At 66.7% G+C, this 15593-nt stretch carries 16 protein-coding genes and 1 tRNA gene; 9 read left to right on the forward strand and 8 right to left on the reverse strand.

Going from position 1 to position 15593, the window contains the following annotated elements:
* Nucleotides 1–11 precede the first annotated feature (11 nt).
* Together ASE61_RS06410 and serA are read left to right on the forward strand one after the other, a co-directional pair.
* Nucleotides 12–458, forward strand: a complete 447-nt coding sequence (locus tag ASE61_RS06410; RefSeq protein WP_061965881.1) for an NfeD family protein — start codon at nt 12–14, stop codon at nt 456–458.
* A gap of 118 nt (nt 459–576) precedes the next feature.
* Nucleotides 577–1836, forward strand: coding sequence for a phosphoglycerate dehydrogenase (gene serA / locus ASE61_RS06415; RefSeq protein ID WP_061965883.1), 1260 nt, complete (start codon nt 577–579; stop codon nt 1834–1836).
* A 3-nt stretch (nt 1837–1839) separates the two neighbouring features.
* Here the strand turns inward: serA and ASE61_RS06420 are convergent, their stop codons facing one another.
* Entirely contained in the window at nt 1840–2028 is a 189-nt protein-coding gene (locus ASE61_RS06420) for a hypothetical protein (RefSeq protein ID WP_061965885.1), read from the reverse strand.
* 192 nt (nt 2029–2220) lie between these two features.
* On the opposite strand from ASE61_RS06420, the gene ASE61_RS06425 reads away from it, so the two are divergent.
* Both ASE61_RS06425 and ASE61_RS06430 read left to right on the forward strand, forming a co-directional pair.
* The gene (locus ASE61_RS06425) at nt 2221–3213 is read left to right on the forward strand and encodes an LLM class flavin-dependent oxidoreductase (protein ID WP_061965887.1); all 993 of its coding nucleotides are present in this window, start codon (nt 2221–2223) and stop codon (nt 3211–3213) included.
* 155 nt (nt 3214–3368) lie between these two features.
* Nucleotides 3369–3824 (forward strand): Fur family transcriptional regulator, encoded by a 456-nt coding sequence (locus ASE61_RS06430; protein ID WP_061965889.1) that lies wholly within the window; start codon nt 3369–3371, stop codon nt 3822–3824.
* Nucleotides 3825–3833: 9 nt separating this feature from the next.
* Here the strand turns inward: ASE61_RS06430 and ASE61_RS06435 are convergent, their stop codons facing one another.
* Together ASE61_RS06435 and ASE61_RS06440 are read right to left on the reverse strand one after the other, a co-directional pair.
* The gene (locus ASE61_RS06435) at nt 3834–4106 is read right to left on the reverse strand and encodes a GNAT family N-acetyltransferase (protein WP_061965891.1); all 273 of its coding nucleotides are present in this window, start codon (nt 4104–4106) and stop codon (nt 3834–3836) included.
* 31 nt (nt 4107–4137) lie between these two features.
* Nucleotides 4138–5757, reverse strand: a complete 1620-nt coding sequence (locus tag ASE61_RS06440) for a glucan biosynthesis protein (RefSeq protein ID WP_061965893.1) — start codon at nt 5755–5757, stop codon at nt 4138–4140.
* 274 nt (nt 5758–6031) lie between these two features.
* On the opposite strand from ASE61_RS06440, the gene ASE61_RS06445 reads away from it, so the two are divergent.
* From ASE61_RS06445 to ASE61_RS06460, 4 genes are all read left to right on the forward strand, one after another.
* Nucleotides 6032–6592: a glyoxalase superfamily protein gene (locus ASE61_RS06445; RefSeq protein ID WP_061965895.1), complete on the forward strand. Its 561-nt coding sequence runs from the start codon at nt 6032–6034 to the stop codon at nt 6590–6592.
* 572 nt (nt 6593–7164) lie between these two features.
* Entirely contained in the window at nt 7165–8310 is a 1146-nt protein-coding gene (locus ASE61_RS06450; RefSeq protein ID WP_061965897.1) for a type III PLP-dependent enzyme, read from the forward strand.
* A gap of 229 nt (nt 8311–8539) precedes the next feature.
* Nucleotides 8540–9076 (forward strand): GNAT family N-acetyltransferase, encoded by a 537-nt coding sequence (locus ASE61_RS06455; protein WP_061965899.1) that lies wholly within the window; start codon nt 8540–8542, stop codon nt 9074–9076.
* A 153-nt stretch (nt 9077–9229) separates the two neighbouring features.
* Nucleotides 9230–10666 (forward strand): homospermidine synthase, encoded by a 1437-nt coding sequence (locus ASE61_RS06460; protein WP_061965900.1) that lies wholly within the window; start codon nt 9230–9232, stop codon nt 10664–10666.
* 195 nt (nt 10667–10861) lie between these two features.
* On the opposite strand, the gene ASE61_RS06465 is transcribed toward ASE61_RS06460, so the two are convergent.
* The 4 genes from ASE61_RS06465 to ASE61_RS06480 all read right to left on the reverse strand — a co-directional run bounded on the left by ASE61_RS06465 (nt 10862) and on the right by ASE61_RS06480 (nt 14453).
* A complete protein-coding gene (locus ASE61_RS06465) occupies nt 10862–12256 on the reverse strand; it encodes an MFS transporter (RefSeq protein ID WP_061965902.1) in 1395 nt (464 codons plus the stop codon).
* Nucleotides 12253–12924: an LON peptidase substrate-binding domain-containing protein gene (locus ASE61_RS06470; protein WP_061965904.1), complete on the reverse strand. Its 672-nt coding sequence runs from the start codon at nt 12922–12924 to the stop codon at nt 12253–12255. The genes ASE61_RS06465 and ASE61_RS06470 overlap by 4 nt, the downstream gene beginning before the upstream one ends.
* A gap of 23 nt (nt 12925–12947) precedes the next feature.
* On the reverse strand, nt 12948–13847 hold the full coding sequence (gene trxA, locus ASE61_RS06475) for a thioredoxin (RefSeq protein WP_061965906.1): 900 nt from the start codon (nt 13845–13847) through the stop codon (nt 12948–12950).
* Nucleotides 13848–13928: 81 nt separating this feature from the next.
* Nucleotides 13929–14453 carry a prolyl-tRNA synthetase associated domain-containing protein gene (locus tag ASE61_RS06480; RefSeq protein WP_061965908.1) on the reverse strand — a complete coding sequence of 175 codons (525 nt, stop codon included), beginning with the start codon at nt 14451–14453 and terminating at the stop codon, nt 13929–13931.
* A gap of 224 nt (nt 14454–14677) precedes the next feature.
* Here ASE61_RS06480 and ASE61_RS06485 point away from each other — a divergent pair.
* A tRNA-Gly gene (locus ASE61_RS06485) sits at nt 14678–14752 on the forward strand.
* A gap of 157 nt (nt 14753–14909) precedes the next feature.
* Here the strand turns inward: ASE61_RS06485 and ASE61_RS27045 are convergent.
* A partial coding sequence (locus ASE61_RS27045) for an MFS transporter (RefSeq protein WP_244492741.1) occupies nt 14910–15593 on the reverse strand: 684 nt, incomplete at its 5' end.

Consider the following 15593-nt stretch of genomic DNA (forward strand, 5'->3'; position numbering starts at 1 on the left):
CGGAGGCTGCCATGCTCGACTGGTTCGTGAATCTCGGCGGCTGGAGCTGGGCCATTCTCGGGCTCGTGCTGGTCGGTGGAGAGATGCTGGCGCCCGGCATCTTCCTGATCTGGCTGGGTCTTGCCGCCCTTCTCACCGGCGTGATCGTCGGGCTGTTCGGCATCGGCTGGCAGGCGGCGATGCTGGCCTTCGCCGTGCTCGCCGCGGCAAGCGTGCTCGCGGGGCGCCTGCTGACGCGCCGGAAGGGCGAGGAGCCGGATGCGGCGACCGGCCTCAACGACCGCGGCCGCCAGTTGATCGGCCGGGTTTTCCGGCTTGAGGCCACGATGACCGGCGGCGAGGGACGGGTGCGTGTCGGCGATTCGTCCTGGCGGATCGTCGGTCCGGAATTGCTGGCGGGAACCGAGATCAAGGTGGTGCGGGTCGAGGGCTCGACGCTCGTCGTCGAGAAGGCTTGACGCGCGCCATGAGGTTTTTGCATCCGTCGCGACGTTTTTCGCGATAGCGTTGCGTCCAGGGCGTTGGCCTCTGACGCTGCGGGGACTATAGCAACCGCTCCTCCAAGAGCGCGCCGTCATGACCAGCCCCAGCGAACGCCTTTCCCTTCCGAAGGACCGCATCAAGGTCCTGCTGCTGGAAGGTATCAACGATTCCGCCGTCGAACTGCTGCAGCAGGCCGGCTACAGCAATCTGGAACGGCTGCCGAAGGCGCTCGACCGCGAGGGCCTGCTCAAGGCGATCCAGGGCGTCCACGTCCTCGGTATCCGTTCGCGCACCCAGCTCACGCCGGAGATCTTCGCCGGGGCCGACCGGCTCTTCGCCGTCGGCTGCTTCTCGGTGGGGACGAACCAGGTCCATCTCGATGCAGCGCGGCTGCGCGGCGTGCCGGTCTTCAATGCGCCCTTCTCGAACACGCGCAGCGTCGCCGAACTCACCATCGGCGAGATCGTCATGCTGCTGCGCCGGATCCCCGACCGCTCCCGCTCCGCCCATGACGGCGGCTGGGACAAGTCGGCCAACGGCTCCTTCGAGGTGCGCGGCAAGACGCTCGGCATCATCGGCTACGGCAATATCGGCAGCCAGCTTTCGACGCTGGCCGAGGCGATGGGCATGCGTGTGATCTATCATGATCACACCGACCGGCTGCGGCACGGCAATACCGAGCCGACGAAGAGCCTGAACGCCCTGCTCGGCGCGGCCGACATCGTCTCGCTGCACGTGCCGGAGACGCCGCAGACCGCGGGCATGATCGGCGCGGCGCAGGTCGCCAAGATGAAGAAGGGCGCCTATCTCATCAACAATTCGCGCGGCACCGTCGTCGATCTGGACGCGGTCGCGGCGGCGCTGAAAAGCGGCCATCTGGCAGGCGCTGCGGTCGACGTCTTCCCGGTCGAGCCAGCTTCCAATGCCGAGCGTTTCGTCACGCCGCTGCAGGGGCTCTCGAACGTGATCCTCACCCCGCATATCGGCGGCTCGACCGAGGAAGCGCAGGAGCGCATCGGCGCCGAGGTCGCGCGCAAGCTCGTCGATTACTCCGATGTTGGTTCGACGGTGGGCGCGGTGAATTTCCCGCAGGTCCAGTTGCCGGCCCGCGCCATCGGCACGCGCTTCATCCATGTCCAGCGCAACGTGCCGGGCATGCTGCGGCGGCTCAACGACGTCTTCGCCAGCCGGCAGGTCAACATCGCAGCCCAGAACTACCAGACCGACGGCGAGGTCGGCTATGTCGTGATGGAAGCGGACGGCGTCTCGAGCGCCGTGGCGCGGGATATCCTCAAGGATATCCGCGCGCTCGACGGCACGATTCGCGCCCGCCTGCTCCACCAGCGCGATTGAGCCTCAGGCCGGTTTCTTCGCCTTGGCGCCGGGCTTGATCGGCGTCTGGGCCGCGACGGGGTCGCTGGCCGGGAAGGTGTCCTTCAGCGCGCGATTGAGCTCGGCGTCCTTGCCGTGCTCGCGCGCGGCCCGGCGCTGCTCCTTCTGCTCCTTGCGCAGGCTTTCCTTGGCAGGATTGGCGGTGGCGGTCATGGTCGTTCCCTTCGGCGTGGCTGGTTCCTGCGATCAACGCGGCAGGGCCGAGCCCGTTCCGCCAGAACGTCAGCGCAGGCGCGCCATGACGAAGCGGGCCGCCCTCTGGACCGGGCGACCCAGCCTTCCCATCTGGTGAAGCCCAAGCCTTCCCCGCCGGCCTCCTTCCGGCGCCAGCCAGCAGGGGCCGTCATGGTCGCGATCTCCGTCCTCGATCTCGTTCCCGTCGTCGAAGGGGAGGGGCCGCGCGAGGCGCTCAAGAAATCCATCGACCTGATCCGCCATGCCGAGCGGCTCGGCTACACCCGCTACTGGGTGGCCGAGCATCACAACATGGTCGGCATCGCCAGCGCCGCGACCTCGGTCGTCATCGGCCAGCTCGCGGCCGCGAGCAGCACAATCCGGGTCGGCGCCGGCGGCATCATGCTGCCGAACCATTCTCCGCTCGTCATCGCCGAGCAGTTCGGCACGCTGGAAGCTCTTTTTCCGGGGCGCATCGATCTTGGTCTCGGCCGCGCGCCCGGCACCGACCAGTTGACGCTCCGGGCCCTGCGTCGGAGCCCGATGTCATCGGACAGCTTCCCGCAGGACGTGCTCGAATTGCAGGCGCTGTTCGCGCCGGCAGGACCTAACCAGGCGATCCGCGCCGTGCCGGGCGAAGGGCTCGAGGTCCCGCTCTGGATTCTCGGATCGAGCCTGTTCGGGGCGCAGCTCGCCGCCGAGCTCGGGCTGCCCTACAGCTTCGCCTCGCATTTCGCACCGGATGCGCTGATGCAGGCGCTCGCGGTCTATCGCGAGCGTTTCAAGCCGTCCGAGCAGCTCGCGACGCCCCATGCGATGCCGGGCATCAATGTCGTGGCGGCGGAGACGGACGAGGAGGCACGCCATCTCGCGACCTCGCTGCAGCAGCGCTTCGTCGGCATGGTCCGGGGCGCGCGTGGCAAGCTCCAGCCGCCGATCGAGGATATCGAACAGTACTGGTCGCCGGCCGAGAAGGCGCATGTCTCCGGGATGCTGCGCTATGCCTTCATCGGCTCGCCGGAAACGCTGAAGCGTTCGCTCGGGGCCTTCCTGCGCGAGACCAGAGCCGATGAGATCATGATCACGGCGCCGATCTTCGATCACGAGAAGCGCAAGCGGTCCTATGAGCTCGTCGCGGAGATTGCAGCCGACCTGAAGAGGTAGCGGGGACTGCCGCCCACCAACTGCGTGAGGGAGTGGAACGGTCGGCAGCAAGCGAGTCTATTACTATTGAAACTCATTTGCATGATTAATGCAAATGAGAATGATTTTCTTCTTGTCGGTTTTGCAATTGGCGGCCGGCATTGCTATGGCAAGGCATGAGCGAAACCGACCGGCGCATTGCCGTTTTCGAGAGCCAGTTGAAGGAGGCCGGGCTGCGCATGACGCAGCAGCGGCGGCTGATCCTGCGCGTGCTGGCGGAAGCCGACGACCATCCCGATGCGAAGGGGATATTCACCCGCGCTTTCGCGCATGACCCGACCCTGTCGCTCTCGACCGTCTATCGGACGATGAAGGTGCTGGAATCGCAGGGCGCGATCGAGCGCCATGCCTTCGAGGACGGCATCTCGCGCTACGAGCATGCCGACCAGGAGCATCACGACCACCTGATCGATGTCGATTCGGGCGAGGTGATCGAGTTCTCCTCGGATGCGATCGAAGAATTGCAGCGGCGGATCGCAGCCGAGCTCGGCTATGAGCTCGTGCGCCATCGGCTGGAGCTCTACGGGCGCAAGAAGCAGCCGGCCCGCCGAGGCAGCCGCAAGGCTTCTTGATCCGTCGGCTCAGCCGTCGACGACGTCGTTATATTCGGGGTGCTTCGCGATCCAGCCCTTGAGGAATTCGCAGCGGACCACGGCCTTGCGCTTGCTCGCCCGCAGCAGTTCGAAGACGCCCTTCGCCAGCTTCGAGCCGACACCCTGCCCTGAGAGTTCCGCGGGCACTTCGGTGTGGATCAGCACAAGTCGCTCGCCGTCGCGGCGATAGGCGACGAGCGCAGTGCCGCCGTCGAGCGATAGTTCGAAACGGCTTTGTTCGGCGTTCTCGACCACGTCCATGAGATCGCTCCTTCAGGTCAGCCTTGTGGAGTTACCCTTGCGCTTCAGCGCGCCAGGGATAGCTCCAGGTTTCGGTGAGCGCCTTGCCACCGCTGCGCAGGAAGGCGCGCATCTCGGCGAGCTGGCCGGGCTCGACCACGACGTCGATGAAGGCGCGGAAGCCCTCGGTCTTGCGGTTCGGCACGATGAAGGCGCGGTCGATCCGGCCATAGGCGATCGAGGGCACGATCTCGACCTTCTCGGGCTGCTTGAGGTGGTAGTCGAGATCGCCGCCGGCGAAGTCGATGATGAAGCGGCGCGAGCCGTCGGTGACCGGCTCGCCGGAGCCCAGCGCCTTGGGCTTGGCCTGGTAGGTGTTGACGACACGCCCGCCCGGATGCAGGTCGCTGGAATCGAGCATCGAGATCAGCTTGTAGCCGAAGGAGAACTCCTTGCCGGGCTCCAGCGGCGTCTTCGGCGCCCAGAGCGCGACGATATTGTCGTTGGTCTCGTCGGTCGTCGGCATCTCGATCAATTCGACGACGCCCTCGCCCCAGTCGCCCTGCGGCTCGATCCAGTAGGACGGCCTCAACTCATAGGAGAGGTCGAGGTCCTGGTAGTGCTCGAAGGTGCGGTCGCGCTGCATCAGGCCGAAGCCGCGCAGGTTGCGCTCGACGAAGGAGGAGACGGCCTGCTGCTTCGGATTGCGCAGGGGACGCCAGATCCATTCGCCGCTGCTGGAATGGATCATCAGCCCGTCGGAATCGTGCAGCTCGCTGCGGAAATCGTCGAAGAAGCGGCGGTCGTTCTCGCCGGTGAAGAACATCGAGGTCAGCGGTGCGAGGCCGAGCTTCTCGATGGGTGCGCGCGGATAGAGGGTCGCGGCGACCTCCATGACGGTATCGAGATCGGGATAGATGGTGAAGCGATAGGCGCCGGTCACGGCCGGCGAATCGAGCAGGGTGTGGATGATGATGCGCTCGGCATTGGCTGCCGGCTGCTCGATCCAGAACTCGCGAAAAACCGGGAATTCCTCGGCTGTCGTGCCGGCGCCGATCGCAAGGCCGCGGGCCGAGAGGCCGTAACGCTGGCCGCGGCCGAGCACCCGGAAATAGCTCGCGCCGATGAAGGAGATCAGCTCGTCGAAGACGCGGGGGTCGTTGAGCGGATAATGCAGGCGGAAGCCGGCGAAGCCGAGATTGACCGGCAGCGGCTTGTCGAACTTGACCCGGCCGTAGTCGAACAGGTTTGCCGCATAGGGCACCGGCATCGGCACGCCGTCGCGCACGACGTTGACCGTGACCGGCCGGGTGAAGAGGAAGCCCGGATGGAACATCTGCATGCGGAAGGGCGAGCCGTTCTGCGCCAGCAGGGCCCGTTCCGGCCGGAAGCGGATGTCGCGCCAGGAATCGTAGTCGAGCTTCGCCAGCGCCTCCGGCAAGGGAGCGATCGGCTCGTAGGGGACCGCGGAGATCTCGCGGGCGCGGCGCTGCACGTCCTCGAAGCCGAAACGCGGCTGCGGCGCCGCGTTCTGAGGCGGTGGCGTCTGCGGCTGGCCCTGCGGCTGCGCCGGGGCTCGGGGCTGCTGCGCGAGCAGGACGGAGGGCGCCACCGAGAGGCAGAGCGCGGCTGAAAGTCCGCCCAGGACGCGGCGGCGATCTGTCGTGGTCATAAGTGGTCCGTGTTCCCTCGCGCGGCTCGCGAAACATCTGCGGCAGCCGAGACTTAAGGCCATCAAATGGGGCCGGTCTAGGGCATCCGCCATTGACAGGAGATGAACATCCCGCAACCTTTGCGGCCGGCCGGATGCGGCCAGCCGCTCGCGCCCCGAAAGGGCAAGGTGAACGCATCCAGATGAGACCTATCCTGATCCCGATCGACTCGTGGACGGATATCGGCAAGGCGAGCCTCGATCACGACCGTCCGCAGCGAAAAGGATCACGACGATGCGTAGCTTTCGCGATGCGAAGCTGATGGCCAGGAGCCTGCGCGACACCATGGCCGCCCGGCAGGTGCCGCTTTCCCATTCCGAGACCCTCGAGATCGTGGCGCGCCAGTTCGGCTATGACGACTGGAACGTGCTCGCGGCGAAGATTGGCGAGGGCGCGCCCGCGGCGCCGCCAGAGAAGCCGGCGGAGGCGGTTCGCCTCCAGATGGGGATTCCGATCCTCCGGATCTTCGACGAGGCCAAGGCGAAGGAGTTCTATCTCGGCTTCCTCGGCTTCGCGATGGATTGGGACCACCGCTTCGGGCCGAACATGCCGCTCTATATGCAGGTGTCGCGCTCCGGCCTCGTGCTCCATCTCTCCGAGCATCATGGCGATGCCAGCCCGGGCTCGACCGTCTTCGTCTGGATGGAGGGCGTCGATGCCTATCGCGCCGAGCTGATCGGGAAGCGCTACACCTACTCCAAACCCGGCATCCAGGAGGAGGGGCCGGGTGGCCGGACGCTCGAAGTGCCCGACCCGTTCGGCAACAGAATCCGCTTCTGCGAGAAGCGCGACTAACTCATAGCCGGCGAAGGGCTTTTTCCGGTTAACCCGTCCCCGAACGGACGCGGATCGGCCTTGCAAAAAAATGCGGCTCCGGGCCCACAAAACACTTGTGGTCGGGGGCGAGCATCCGTATATCGCGTTCACCCAATTCGCACGTGCCTGTGGCCGCGTGCTGGTCGGTGGGCATCCGGACAAGAGGCCGGACAGCCGCCAGGGGTTGGAGGACGGATGGAGGGGATGGACATCCCTCAAATCACGCCTCCCAGTCTCCGCAAGGAGATTGTTCCCCGACACAGACCGGCAGCCGGAGGCAAAACCGGCGAACCCCGAATCTCCACGGGGGACGCAGCTTAAAGCAACGACGGAGCGGGCTTTTTTGGTCTCGCCGGCTTTCCACAGGCCGGCACCGAAGAGGCTTGTCCTTCATTGCCGGCCGTGCGGGGTCTTCCCCAATCGAACGGTGTTTCGGGTCCGGACGGCTCGTCCGTTGTAGCAGGCGTCTCCACAGCGCCGCGCGACAGCGACGATTCACTCCGGCGATACATCGCATCGACGCCGCTTGCGTCGTAGGGGAGTCGCGTCTCATGACCGACCGCATCCGTGAGTTTCTTCGTACCCGACGTGAGGACGGGCCCTGCGTCGTCATCGACACCGATGTCGTGCGCGAGAACTATCATGCCTTCGCCCGTGCGCTGCCCGACACCCGCGTCTTCTACGCGGTGAAGGCCAACCCGGCGCCGGAGGTGCTCGCGCTGCTGGCCCGTCTCGGCTCCTGCTTCGACTGCGCTTCGGTCGTCGAGATCGAGCTCGCGCTCGCCGCCGGCGCCACGGCTGACCGCATCTCCTTCGGCAACACCATCAAGAAGGAGCGCGACGTCGTGCGCGCCATGGAGCTCGGCGTGCGCCTGTTCGCCGTCGACTGCACGGCCGAGGTCGAGAAGGTCGCCCGTTCCGCCGAGAAGACCGGCACCAAGGACGCGCGCATCTTCTGCCGCATCCTCTGCGACGGTGCCGGCGCCGACTGGCCGCTCTCGCGCAAGTTCGGCTGCGTGCCCGAAATGGCCGCGGACGTGCTCGAGCACGGCCATCGCATGGGCCTCCTGGCCTATGGCATCTCGTTCCATGTCGGCTCGCAGCAGGCGAACGTGAACGCCTGGGATTCGGCTCTGGCCTCGGCCTCGGCGATCTTCAAGGAATGCGCCACCCGCGGCATTGGCCTGTCGATGGTCAATCTGGGCGGCGGTTTCCCGGCGCGGTACCTGAAGCCGATTCCGGGCGTGCCGTCCTATGGCGACGCGATCTTCCGGGCGCTGTCGAAGCATTTCGGCAACCAGCTGCCCGAGACGATCATCGAGCCGGGCCGCGGCATGGTCGGCGAAGCCGGCCTGATCGAGGCCGAGGTCGTGCTGATCTCGAAGAAGGCCGAGTCGGATGAAGTCCGCTGGGTCTATCTCGATATCGGCAAGTTCAACGGTCTCGCCGAGACCATGGACGAGGCGATCCGCTACCCCATCCGCACCGTGCGCGATGGCGATGCGACCGTCCCGTGCGTGCTCGCCGGCCCGACCTGCGACTCGGTCGACGTCATGTACGAGAAGACCCCGTACATGCTGCCCTTCTCGCTGGAGATTGGCGACAAGGTGCTGATCGAGGGCACGGGCGCCTATACGACGACCTATTCGGCCGTCGCCTTCAACGGCTTCCCGCCGCTGAAGCAGTACGTCATCTGACGTCGGAGGGAACGCGAGTTCCCTCCTGATTCAATCGGGTCCGGCGAAGCGCCCTGCCGCAAGGCAGGCTGTCCGACGCTAAGTCGGGTGGAGCGTTCGTATCTCCAGAACGGAGATGCGGGCGTGGCTCCCGCCGGACCCCTCTTCCCCACATCGTTCCATTGTGGCCGCGCGCGAGCGTGGCGCCGGGTAGGCCCATGAGGATGGGCGCTCCGGCCGGAGGTGCGTCATGATCACGATCCGCGACGAGGTCGCCAACGACATTCCCGCCCGCGAGGCGCTGCTCGACCGTTGCCTGGGCGAGCGCCGCACCGCCAAGTCGAGCGAACGCCTGCGCGAGGGCCGCCTGCCGGCTGAGGGCCTTGCCCTGACGGCCGAGCATGACGGCGAACTGCTCGCGACGGTCCGCCTTTGGCACGCGGAAGCCAATGGCGTGCCGGCGCTGCTGCTCGGCCCGCTCGCGGTGAAGCCGGAGCTGCAGGGCGAAGGGCTCGGCAAGGCGATGATGCGCGAGGCGCTCTGGCGCGCGGCCTGCCGTGGGCATGGCGCCGTCATCCTCGTCGGCGACGCGCCCTATTATGCCCGCTTCGGCTTCGATCCGGCGCTGACGCGTGAGCTTGCCATGCCCGGTCCGGTCGAGCGCGAGCGCTTCCTCGCGATCGAGCTGCGCGAGGGCGCGCTCGACGGGGCAAGCGGCGTGCTGGTTGCGAGCGGCGCTGTGATCCCCGCAGCCTTCGAAGCGGACGAGGTGGCGCAGGCCGCCTGACGCTCCCGATCCATCGTCATCGCGCCGTCATCGCCCGGCGCTTTCCATGCGTTTCACCCGCATGGGAGGCGTCCCCGGCGATTGACGGCGCGATTTTGCGCCCATACGACCCTTTTGAGCTTTTTTACCCCCAGAACCCAGGAGTTACAGAGAATGACGAATTGGCCCGTCTACGGCGAGATCACCGGCCCGATCGTGATGATCGGTTTCGGCTCGATCGGCCGCGGTACGCTGCCGCTGCTCGAACGGCACTTCAAGTTCGACAAGAGCCGGTTCGTCGTCATTGCTCCCGATGATTCCAATCGCCACCTGCTCGACGAGCGCGGCATCCGCTTCATCCAGGAAGCCGTCACCATCGAGAACTACAAGACGATGCTGGAGCCGCTGCTGACCGCCGGCGGCGGGCAGGGCTTTTGCGTCAATCTCTCCTGCGACACCGGCTCGCGCGACATCATGGAGTTCTGCTCCAGCCTCGGCGCGCTCTATATCGACACGGTCAACGAGCCCTGGCTCGGCTTCTATTTCGATGAGAGCAAGGGCCCGGCCGAGCGCTCGAACTATGCACTGCGCGAGATGACGCTGGCGGCCAAGCGGGCGCGCCCGGCCGGCACGCCGACGGCCGTCTCCTGCTGCGGCGCCAATCCCGGCATGGTCTCCTCGCTGGTCAAGCGGGCGCTGACCAACCTCGCCGCCGATATGCGTCTCAACGCGACGCAGCCGAACACCCGCGAGGAATGGGCGGCGCTGATGCAGCGCGTCGGCGTCAAGGGCATCCATATCGCCGAGCGCGACACGCAGCGTTCGAAGAACCCCAAGCCGCCGGGCGTCTTCGTCAACACCTGGTCGGTCGAGGGCTTCATCGCCGAAGCCGTGCAGCCCGCCGAGCTCGGCTGGGGCACCCACGAGAAGTGGATGCCGGCGAACGCCCATGGCCACGAGACCGGCTCGCAGGCGGCGATCTACCTGATGCAGGCCGGCGCCGAGACCAAGGTCCGGAGCTGGTGCCCGACGCCGGGCGCGCAGTACGGCTTCCTGGTGACGCATAACGAGTCGATTTCGATCGCCGACTATTTCACGGTGCGCGACGAGACCGGCAAGGCCGTCTTCCGGCCGACCTGCCATTACGCCTACCACCCGGCGAACGATGCCGTGCTCTCGCTGCACGAGATGTTCGGCAATGCCGGCCGCCCGCAGGAGGAGCACCATATCCTCGAGGAGAAGGAGGTCGTCGACGGCATCGACGAGCTCGGCGTGCTGCTCTACGGCCACGAGAAGGGCGCCTACTGGTTCGGCTCGCAGCTCTCGACCGAGGAGGCGCGCTCGCTCGCGCCCTACCAGACCGCGACCGGTCTGCAGGTGACCTCTTCCGTGCTCGCCGGCATGGTCTGGGCGCTGGAGAATCCGCGCGCGGGGATCGTCGAGGTCGAGGAGCTGGATTTCAATCGCTGCCTCGAGATCCAGCGGCCCTATCTCGGGCCGGTGAAGGGCTACTACACCGACTGGACACCGCTCGACGGCCGCCCGGGGTTGTTCCCGGAGGATATCGACACCAGCGATCCCTGGCAGTTCCGGAACATCCTGGTTCGCTGAAGGCGCCATTTGAAGAGTGTCATCCCGTGCGCGCTGCGGCACGTCAGTGCTGCTGCGCAGACACGGGACCGTTTTCAGGAAAGGGCGCCTTCTCATGCAGGGAGGCGCCCTTTCGCTTGAAGGGAGCCTTCTCGTCGCGCGGTCCCGCATCTGCGCAGCAGCACTGACGTGCCGCAGCGCGTGCGGGGTGACACTCTACGACCGGCGAACCTTCACGCCCGCCAGCAGCCACGCCCCGCCTACGAAGAACACGATCAGCACGGCCAGGCCTGCCCGCTGGCTGGCGAAGATCGTCGTCGCCAGCGCGACCAGCGTCGGACCCATGAAGGACGTGACCTTCCCCGACAGGGCGAAGAGCCCGAAGAACTCGCCGATGCGCCCCTCGGGCGCGAGCCGCGCCATCAGGCTGCGGGAGGCTGCCTGCATCGGCCCGGCGACGAGGCCGATCAGCAGGCCGAGGCCGAGATAGACCCGCTCCGGCAGCGAGGCGAACAGGCCGTCGCCGGCCACCGGCGGCGCAGCCGGAATCACGAACAGGATATGGTCGGCACTGAGCGAGAGGATGCCGATACAGGCGAAGAGCAGGCAGGCGATCGAACCATGCACGACCGGCTTGCCGCCGATGCGATCGTCGAGCTTGCCGCCGAGCCAGGCGCCTAGCGTGCCGGTGACGGTGAGCAGGATGCCGAAGATGCCGAGCTCGATCGTCTGCCAGCCGAAGACGCCGGCCGCATAGATGCCGCCGAAGGCGAAAAGCGCGACCAGCGCGTCCTGGTAGATCATGTTGGCGAGCAGGAAACGGCCGAGCGAAGGCAGTTTCGGCAATTCGGCGAGCGTGTCCCTGAGCCGACCGACGCCGCCCTTGGCGGCCTCTGAGAGGCTCAGACCCGTCTTGCTGGAATCCGGCGTGAGCATGAACATCGGCGTGACGAAGACGATGAACCAGAGCGCGGTCAGCGGGCCGGAGAAGCGATCGCCCTCGCGGGCGGCGGCATCGAGCCCGAAGATCGGGGCGATCCCGGCCAGTGTCTTGCCGGTCTGCGGATCGGCTGCGAGCAGGCCCAGCGTCAGCGCGAGCGAAAGCAGGCCGCCGAGATAGCCGATCGCCCAGCCGGTGCCGGAGAGCCAGCCGAGGCGCTCCGGCGGCACCAGCCGCGTCATCATCGCATTGTTGAAGGTGGTAGCGAATTCCGCTCCAACAGTCGCGATGACGAAGCCGGCGAGCGCGATCGGCACCGCGGTCGCCGACCCGGGCACGGCGAACCAGAGCATTCCCGCGCCGATGACCAGGAGCGCGCCGAAGGCGGCGATCCAGGGCTTGCGCGGCCCGGTCCGGTCCGCGATACCGCCGAGCAGGGGCGAGAGCAGGGCGATGCACAGCCCGGCGAAGCCCGTCGCATAGCCCCAGAGCGCCTGGCCGTCGGCGGCGTCCTTCGCCAGCGCCGAGGCGAAGAAGGGCGCGAAGACGAAGGTGGTGATCAGCGTGAAGAAGGGCTGCGCCGACCAGTCGAAGAACAGCCAGGCGGTGACCGCGCGGCGCGGCGGCCAGACGGTGGGCGGTGCTTCGGCAGGCGGCGTCGCTGGCGTCACTGCAGGGTCGTGTCCGGATCGCCGCCGCCGCGGGCGAGCTCGATCTCGGTGATCGCGACCAGCACCTCGGCGCGGTCCTTCAGCGTCTGCGCCTCCAGCAAGGCCTGCTTCTCGCGCGGCCCGAACGGGCACATCATCGAGAGCGCGTTGACCAGGGCCTCGTTGGGCGCCTCGTTGACGCCCTTCCAGTCGATCTTGAGGTCGTTGGCCTTGGCGAAGTCCCTGAGCGCCTTGAGCAGGCCCTTGCGGTCCACCTCCTCCTCGCCGGAGCGGGCGACGAAATCGGCGGCGAAGGGGTCATAGCCGACGCGGCCCTGGCGGTAGGGCGTGGTGACTGACAATTCGTCGAGCAGCCGGAAGCGGCTGATGCCGGTCAGGGTGATGATGTAGCGGCCGTCGCCGGTCTCGGAGAACTGGGTGATGCGGCCGAGGCAGCCGACCTTCAGCAGCGGCGGGATCTCGGGCTGCCGCCCGGTTTCCGGCTCGGGCTGGATGATGCCGATGACGCGCTCGCCCTTGAGCGCATCGTCGATCATGGCGAGGTAGCGCGGCTCGAAGATGTTGAGCGGCATCTGGCCGCGCGGCAGGAGCAGGGCGCCACCCAGGGGAAAAAGCGGGATCGCCGTCGGGCAATCCTTGGCTCCCTCATAGACGGCGTTCATGCCCATGCGCGCCTTGTCCTTGTCGCCGGTCAGGAGAACAGCAGGGTCGAAAGCTTGCGACGCCCGGTGACGCTCGCCTCGTCCATCGGGCCCCAGGCCTCGAAGAACTGAAGGAGTTGCTTGCGCGCGCCGTCATCGTTCCACTTCCTGTCGGCCTTGATGATGGCGACGAGATGGTCGACCGCCTCCTCCCGCTTGTCACGAGCGCTGAGCGCCAGCGCGAGATCGAAGCGCGCCTGGTGATCTTTCGGGTTCGCCGCAACCTTCGCTTCGAGCTCGGCGGTGTCGCCGAGCGAGGCGGCTTGTTCGGCGAGCTCGATCGCGGCACGCACGGCCGTGATCGCCGGATCGGCGGCCTTGTCCTGCGGTGCCATCCCGAGGATGCCCCTGGCGCCCTCGATATCGCCGCTGTCGAGATGCAGCCGCGCCAGCCCGGCGATGGCGGCGAGGTTGTCGGGCTCGATCTCGAGCACGCCGGCATAGAGCTCGCTCGCACCGGCGGGGTCGCCGGCCGCGATGGCGGCCACGGCGGCCTCGATCAGCTCGGCCGTCTCGCCCGGACCCATGGGGCCCACAAGGCGCTCGATGAAGACCTTGATCTGGCTCTCGGGCTGGGCGCCCATGAAGCCGTCGATGGGCTGGCCCTGCTTGAAGGCGATGACGGCGGGAATCGACTGGATGCCGAGCTGGCCGGGGATCTGCGGGTGCTCGTCGATATTCATCTTGACGAGCTTGACCTTGCCGCCGGCGGCCTTGACCACCTTCTCGATGACGGGCGTGAGCTGCTTGCAAGGCCCGCACCAGGGCGCCCAGAAATCGATCAGAACCGGCTGGTTCATCGATTCGGCGATGACGTCCTCGCGGAAGCCCTGGGTCGTGGTGTCCTTGATCAGGCCGGGTTGCCCGGCCGCCTCGCCATTGACCAGCATGGGTCGTCCTTCGTGATGTTTCGTAGAGGCGCAGGCGTGCCGATGCGGCCGTCCGCGCGGTTGCCCCATAGATGGGGTGCTTCAGCCGTTCTGTCCATCAGGCGGGACGGGCAAATCGACGATCAGCGGCTCGTGGCCCGTGCTTCGGAAGAAGGCCAGCAGATCGTCGCGGCCGACCCGCAGCGTCGCCGTGTTGATCAGCGGATGGAAATTGACGTCCTCGCCGGTCGTCAGAACGGCGTCCAGCACCATGGTCACCTCGCCCGCGCGATCATTGATCACGGCGAAGGCGGTGACGGAGCCCGGCGTGACGCCGAGCTTCTCCATCAGGAGCTCGGCCGAGCCGAAGGAGAGCCGCCCACTGGCGCCGATCCGCTCGTGCAGGCGCTTGAGATCGATGCGCGCATGCGCTTCGGCCGAGACGAGGAAGATCCGCCCCTTCTTGTCCTTGAGGAACAGGTTCTTGGTGTGATGACCGGTCATCGCGTCACGATGCGGCGCCGTCTCGGCGACGGTGAACACGGCCGGGTGGTCCGTGCGGTGGAAGGCAATGCCTTTCTCGGTGAGATAGGCGCAGAGCTGGTCGGGCGTGACGGGCGCGGTCATGGCTGGGCGATCGGCAGGGTTCGGGATCAAAACGTCATGCTTGCCGGAGCGGCTGGCACGGCTCCTGGATGCCTAGCCTTGCAGGGCGCCGGCAGCAAGGCGGGAGGGGATAATCCCGGATTTCGGGGAAGGCGGCAAAAAAACTTTCACCGGGTGCTTGCGCTTCGCAGCGCTTTGGGGCAATAACCCGGCCGCGCCGCCAACACGGCGCGACTGTCTCGGATGCGGGTGTAGCTCAGGGGTAGAGCACAACCTTGCCAAGGTTGGGGTCGAGGGTTCGAATCCCTTCGCCCGCTCCAGACAATCTCAGGACTTGAGAAGCATGCAAGCGTCGGATCTTCCGGCGCTTTTTGCTTTTTGGGCTGTAATTCTTCGATTTGCCGGAAACCGCAAGGCTTCAAACGCAAGAGGGCGCCGTCTGGCGCCCTCTGCAGGTGTTTTCGAAGCTCTACGCGTTCACGTCAATTCCGCGCCGCGCTTCTCGGGGATGAGGAGCCACATGGCGAGGAGGTCGAGGATGTAGAGGGCGGCGAGCAGCGCGATGGCGGTCTGGAAGCCGTAAGCCGCCGCGATCGCGCCGACCACGACCGGGCCGAAGCCACCGACGCCGCGGCCGATGTTGAACAGCACGTTCTGGGCGGTGGCGCGCGCTGCCGTCGGGAAGAGTTCGCTGATCAGCGCGCCATAGCCGCCGAGCATGCCGTTGACGAAGAAGCCCATCACCGCGCCGGCGACCAGCAATTGCATCGGATCGGTCAACCGCGAATAGACCACGACCATCACGGCAGCGCCGATCATGTAGCCGAAGAAGGCCGGGCGGCGCCCGATGCGGTCGGCGATATGGCCGAAGGCGAAGATGCCGAGCGCCATGCCGCCGATGGTTACCGCCGTCCACACCGCCGATTGGGTCAGCGCGAAGCCGAACCGGGTGGCGAGGTAGTTCGGCAGCCAGATCATCACGCCGTAATAGCCGAAGTTCTGGACCGAGCAGAGGATGACCATGCCGAGGCTGAGCTTGGTGGTCTCGCGGTCCTTGACCAAGAGGCGCAGCGCCGATTCCTTCGGCCGGTCCTTGGAGCGGGCGACGAAGACCTCGGGCTCGTGCAGGGAGTGGCGGATGAAATAGGCCGCGACCGCCGG

This window comes from Allobosea sp. Root670, from assembly GCF_001429415.1.
Taxonomy (GTDB): domain Bacteria; phylum Pseudomonadota; class Alphaproteobacteria; order Rhizobiales; family Beijerinckiaceae; genus Allobosea; species Allobosea robiniae.

What these genes read in the sequence shown, in the direction of transcription:
- ASE61_RS06410 (WP_061965881.1), top strand. Translation starts at nt 12, where the DNA reads ATGCTCGACTGGTTCGTGAATCTCGGCGGCTGGAGCTGGGCCATTCTC.
- serA (WP_061965883.1), top strand. Translation starts at nt 577, where the DNA reads ATGACCAGCCCCAGCGAACGCCTTTCCCTTCCGAAGGACCGCATCAAG.
- ASE61_RS06420 (WP_061965885.1), bottom strand. Translation starts at nt 2,028, where the DNA reads ATGACCGCCACCGCCAATCCTGCCAAGGAAAGCCTGCGCAAGGAGCAG.
- ASE61_RS06425 (WP_061965887.1), top strand. Translation starts at nt 2,221, where the DNA reads ATGGTCGCGATCTCCGTCCTCGATCTCGTTCCCGTCGTCGAAGGGGAG.
- ASE61_RS06430 (WP_061965889.1), top strand. Translation starts at nt 3,369, where the DNA reads ATGAGCGAAACCGACCGGCGCATTGCCGTTTTCGAGAGCCAGTTGAAG.
- ASE61_RS06435 (WP_061965891.1), bottom strand. Translation starts at nt 4,106, where the DNA reads ATGGACGTGGTCGAGAACGCCGAACAAAGCCGTTTCGAACTATCGCTC.
- ASE61_RS06440 (WP_061965893.1), bottom strand. Translation starts at nt 5,757, where the DNA reads ATGACCACGACAGATCGCCGCCGCGTCCTGGGCGGACTTTCAGCCGCG.
- ASE61_RS06445 (WP_061965895.1), top strand. Translation starts at nt 6,032, where the DNA reads ATGCGTAGCTTTCGCGATGCGAAGCTGATGGCCAGGAGCCTGCGCGAC.
- ASE61_RS06450 (WP_061965897.1), top strand. Translation starts at nt 7,165, where the DNA reads ATGACCGACCGCATCCGTGAGTTTCTTCGTACCCGACGTGAGGACGGG.
- ASE61_RS06455 (WP_061965899.1), top strand. Translation starts at nt 8,540, where the DNA reads ATGATCACGATCCGCGACGAGGTCGCCAACGACATTCCCGCCCGCGAG.
- ASE61_RS06460 (WP_061965900.1), top strand. Translation starts at nt 9,230, where the DNA reads ATGACGAATTGGCCCGTCTACGGCGAGATCACCGGCCCGATCGTGATG.
- ASE61_RS06470 (WP_061965904.1), bottom strand. Translation starts at nt 12,924, where the DNA reads ATGGGCATGAACGCCGTCTATGAGGGAGCCAAGGATTGCCCGACGGCG.
- trxA (WP_061965906.1), bottom strand. Translation starts at nt 13,847, where the DNA reads ATGCTGGTCAATGGCGAGGCGGCCGGGCAACCCGGCCTGATCAAGGAC.
- ASE61_RS06480 (WP_061965908.1), bottom strand. Translation starts at nt 14,453, where the DNA reads ATGACCGCGCCCGTCACGCCCGACCAGCTCTGCGCCTATCTCACCGAG.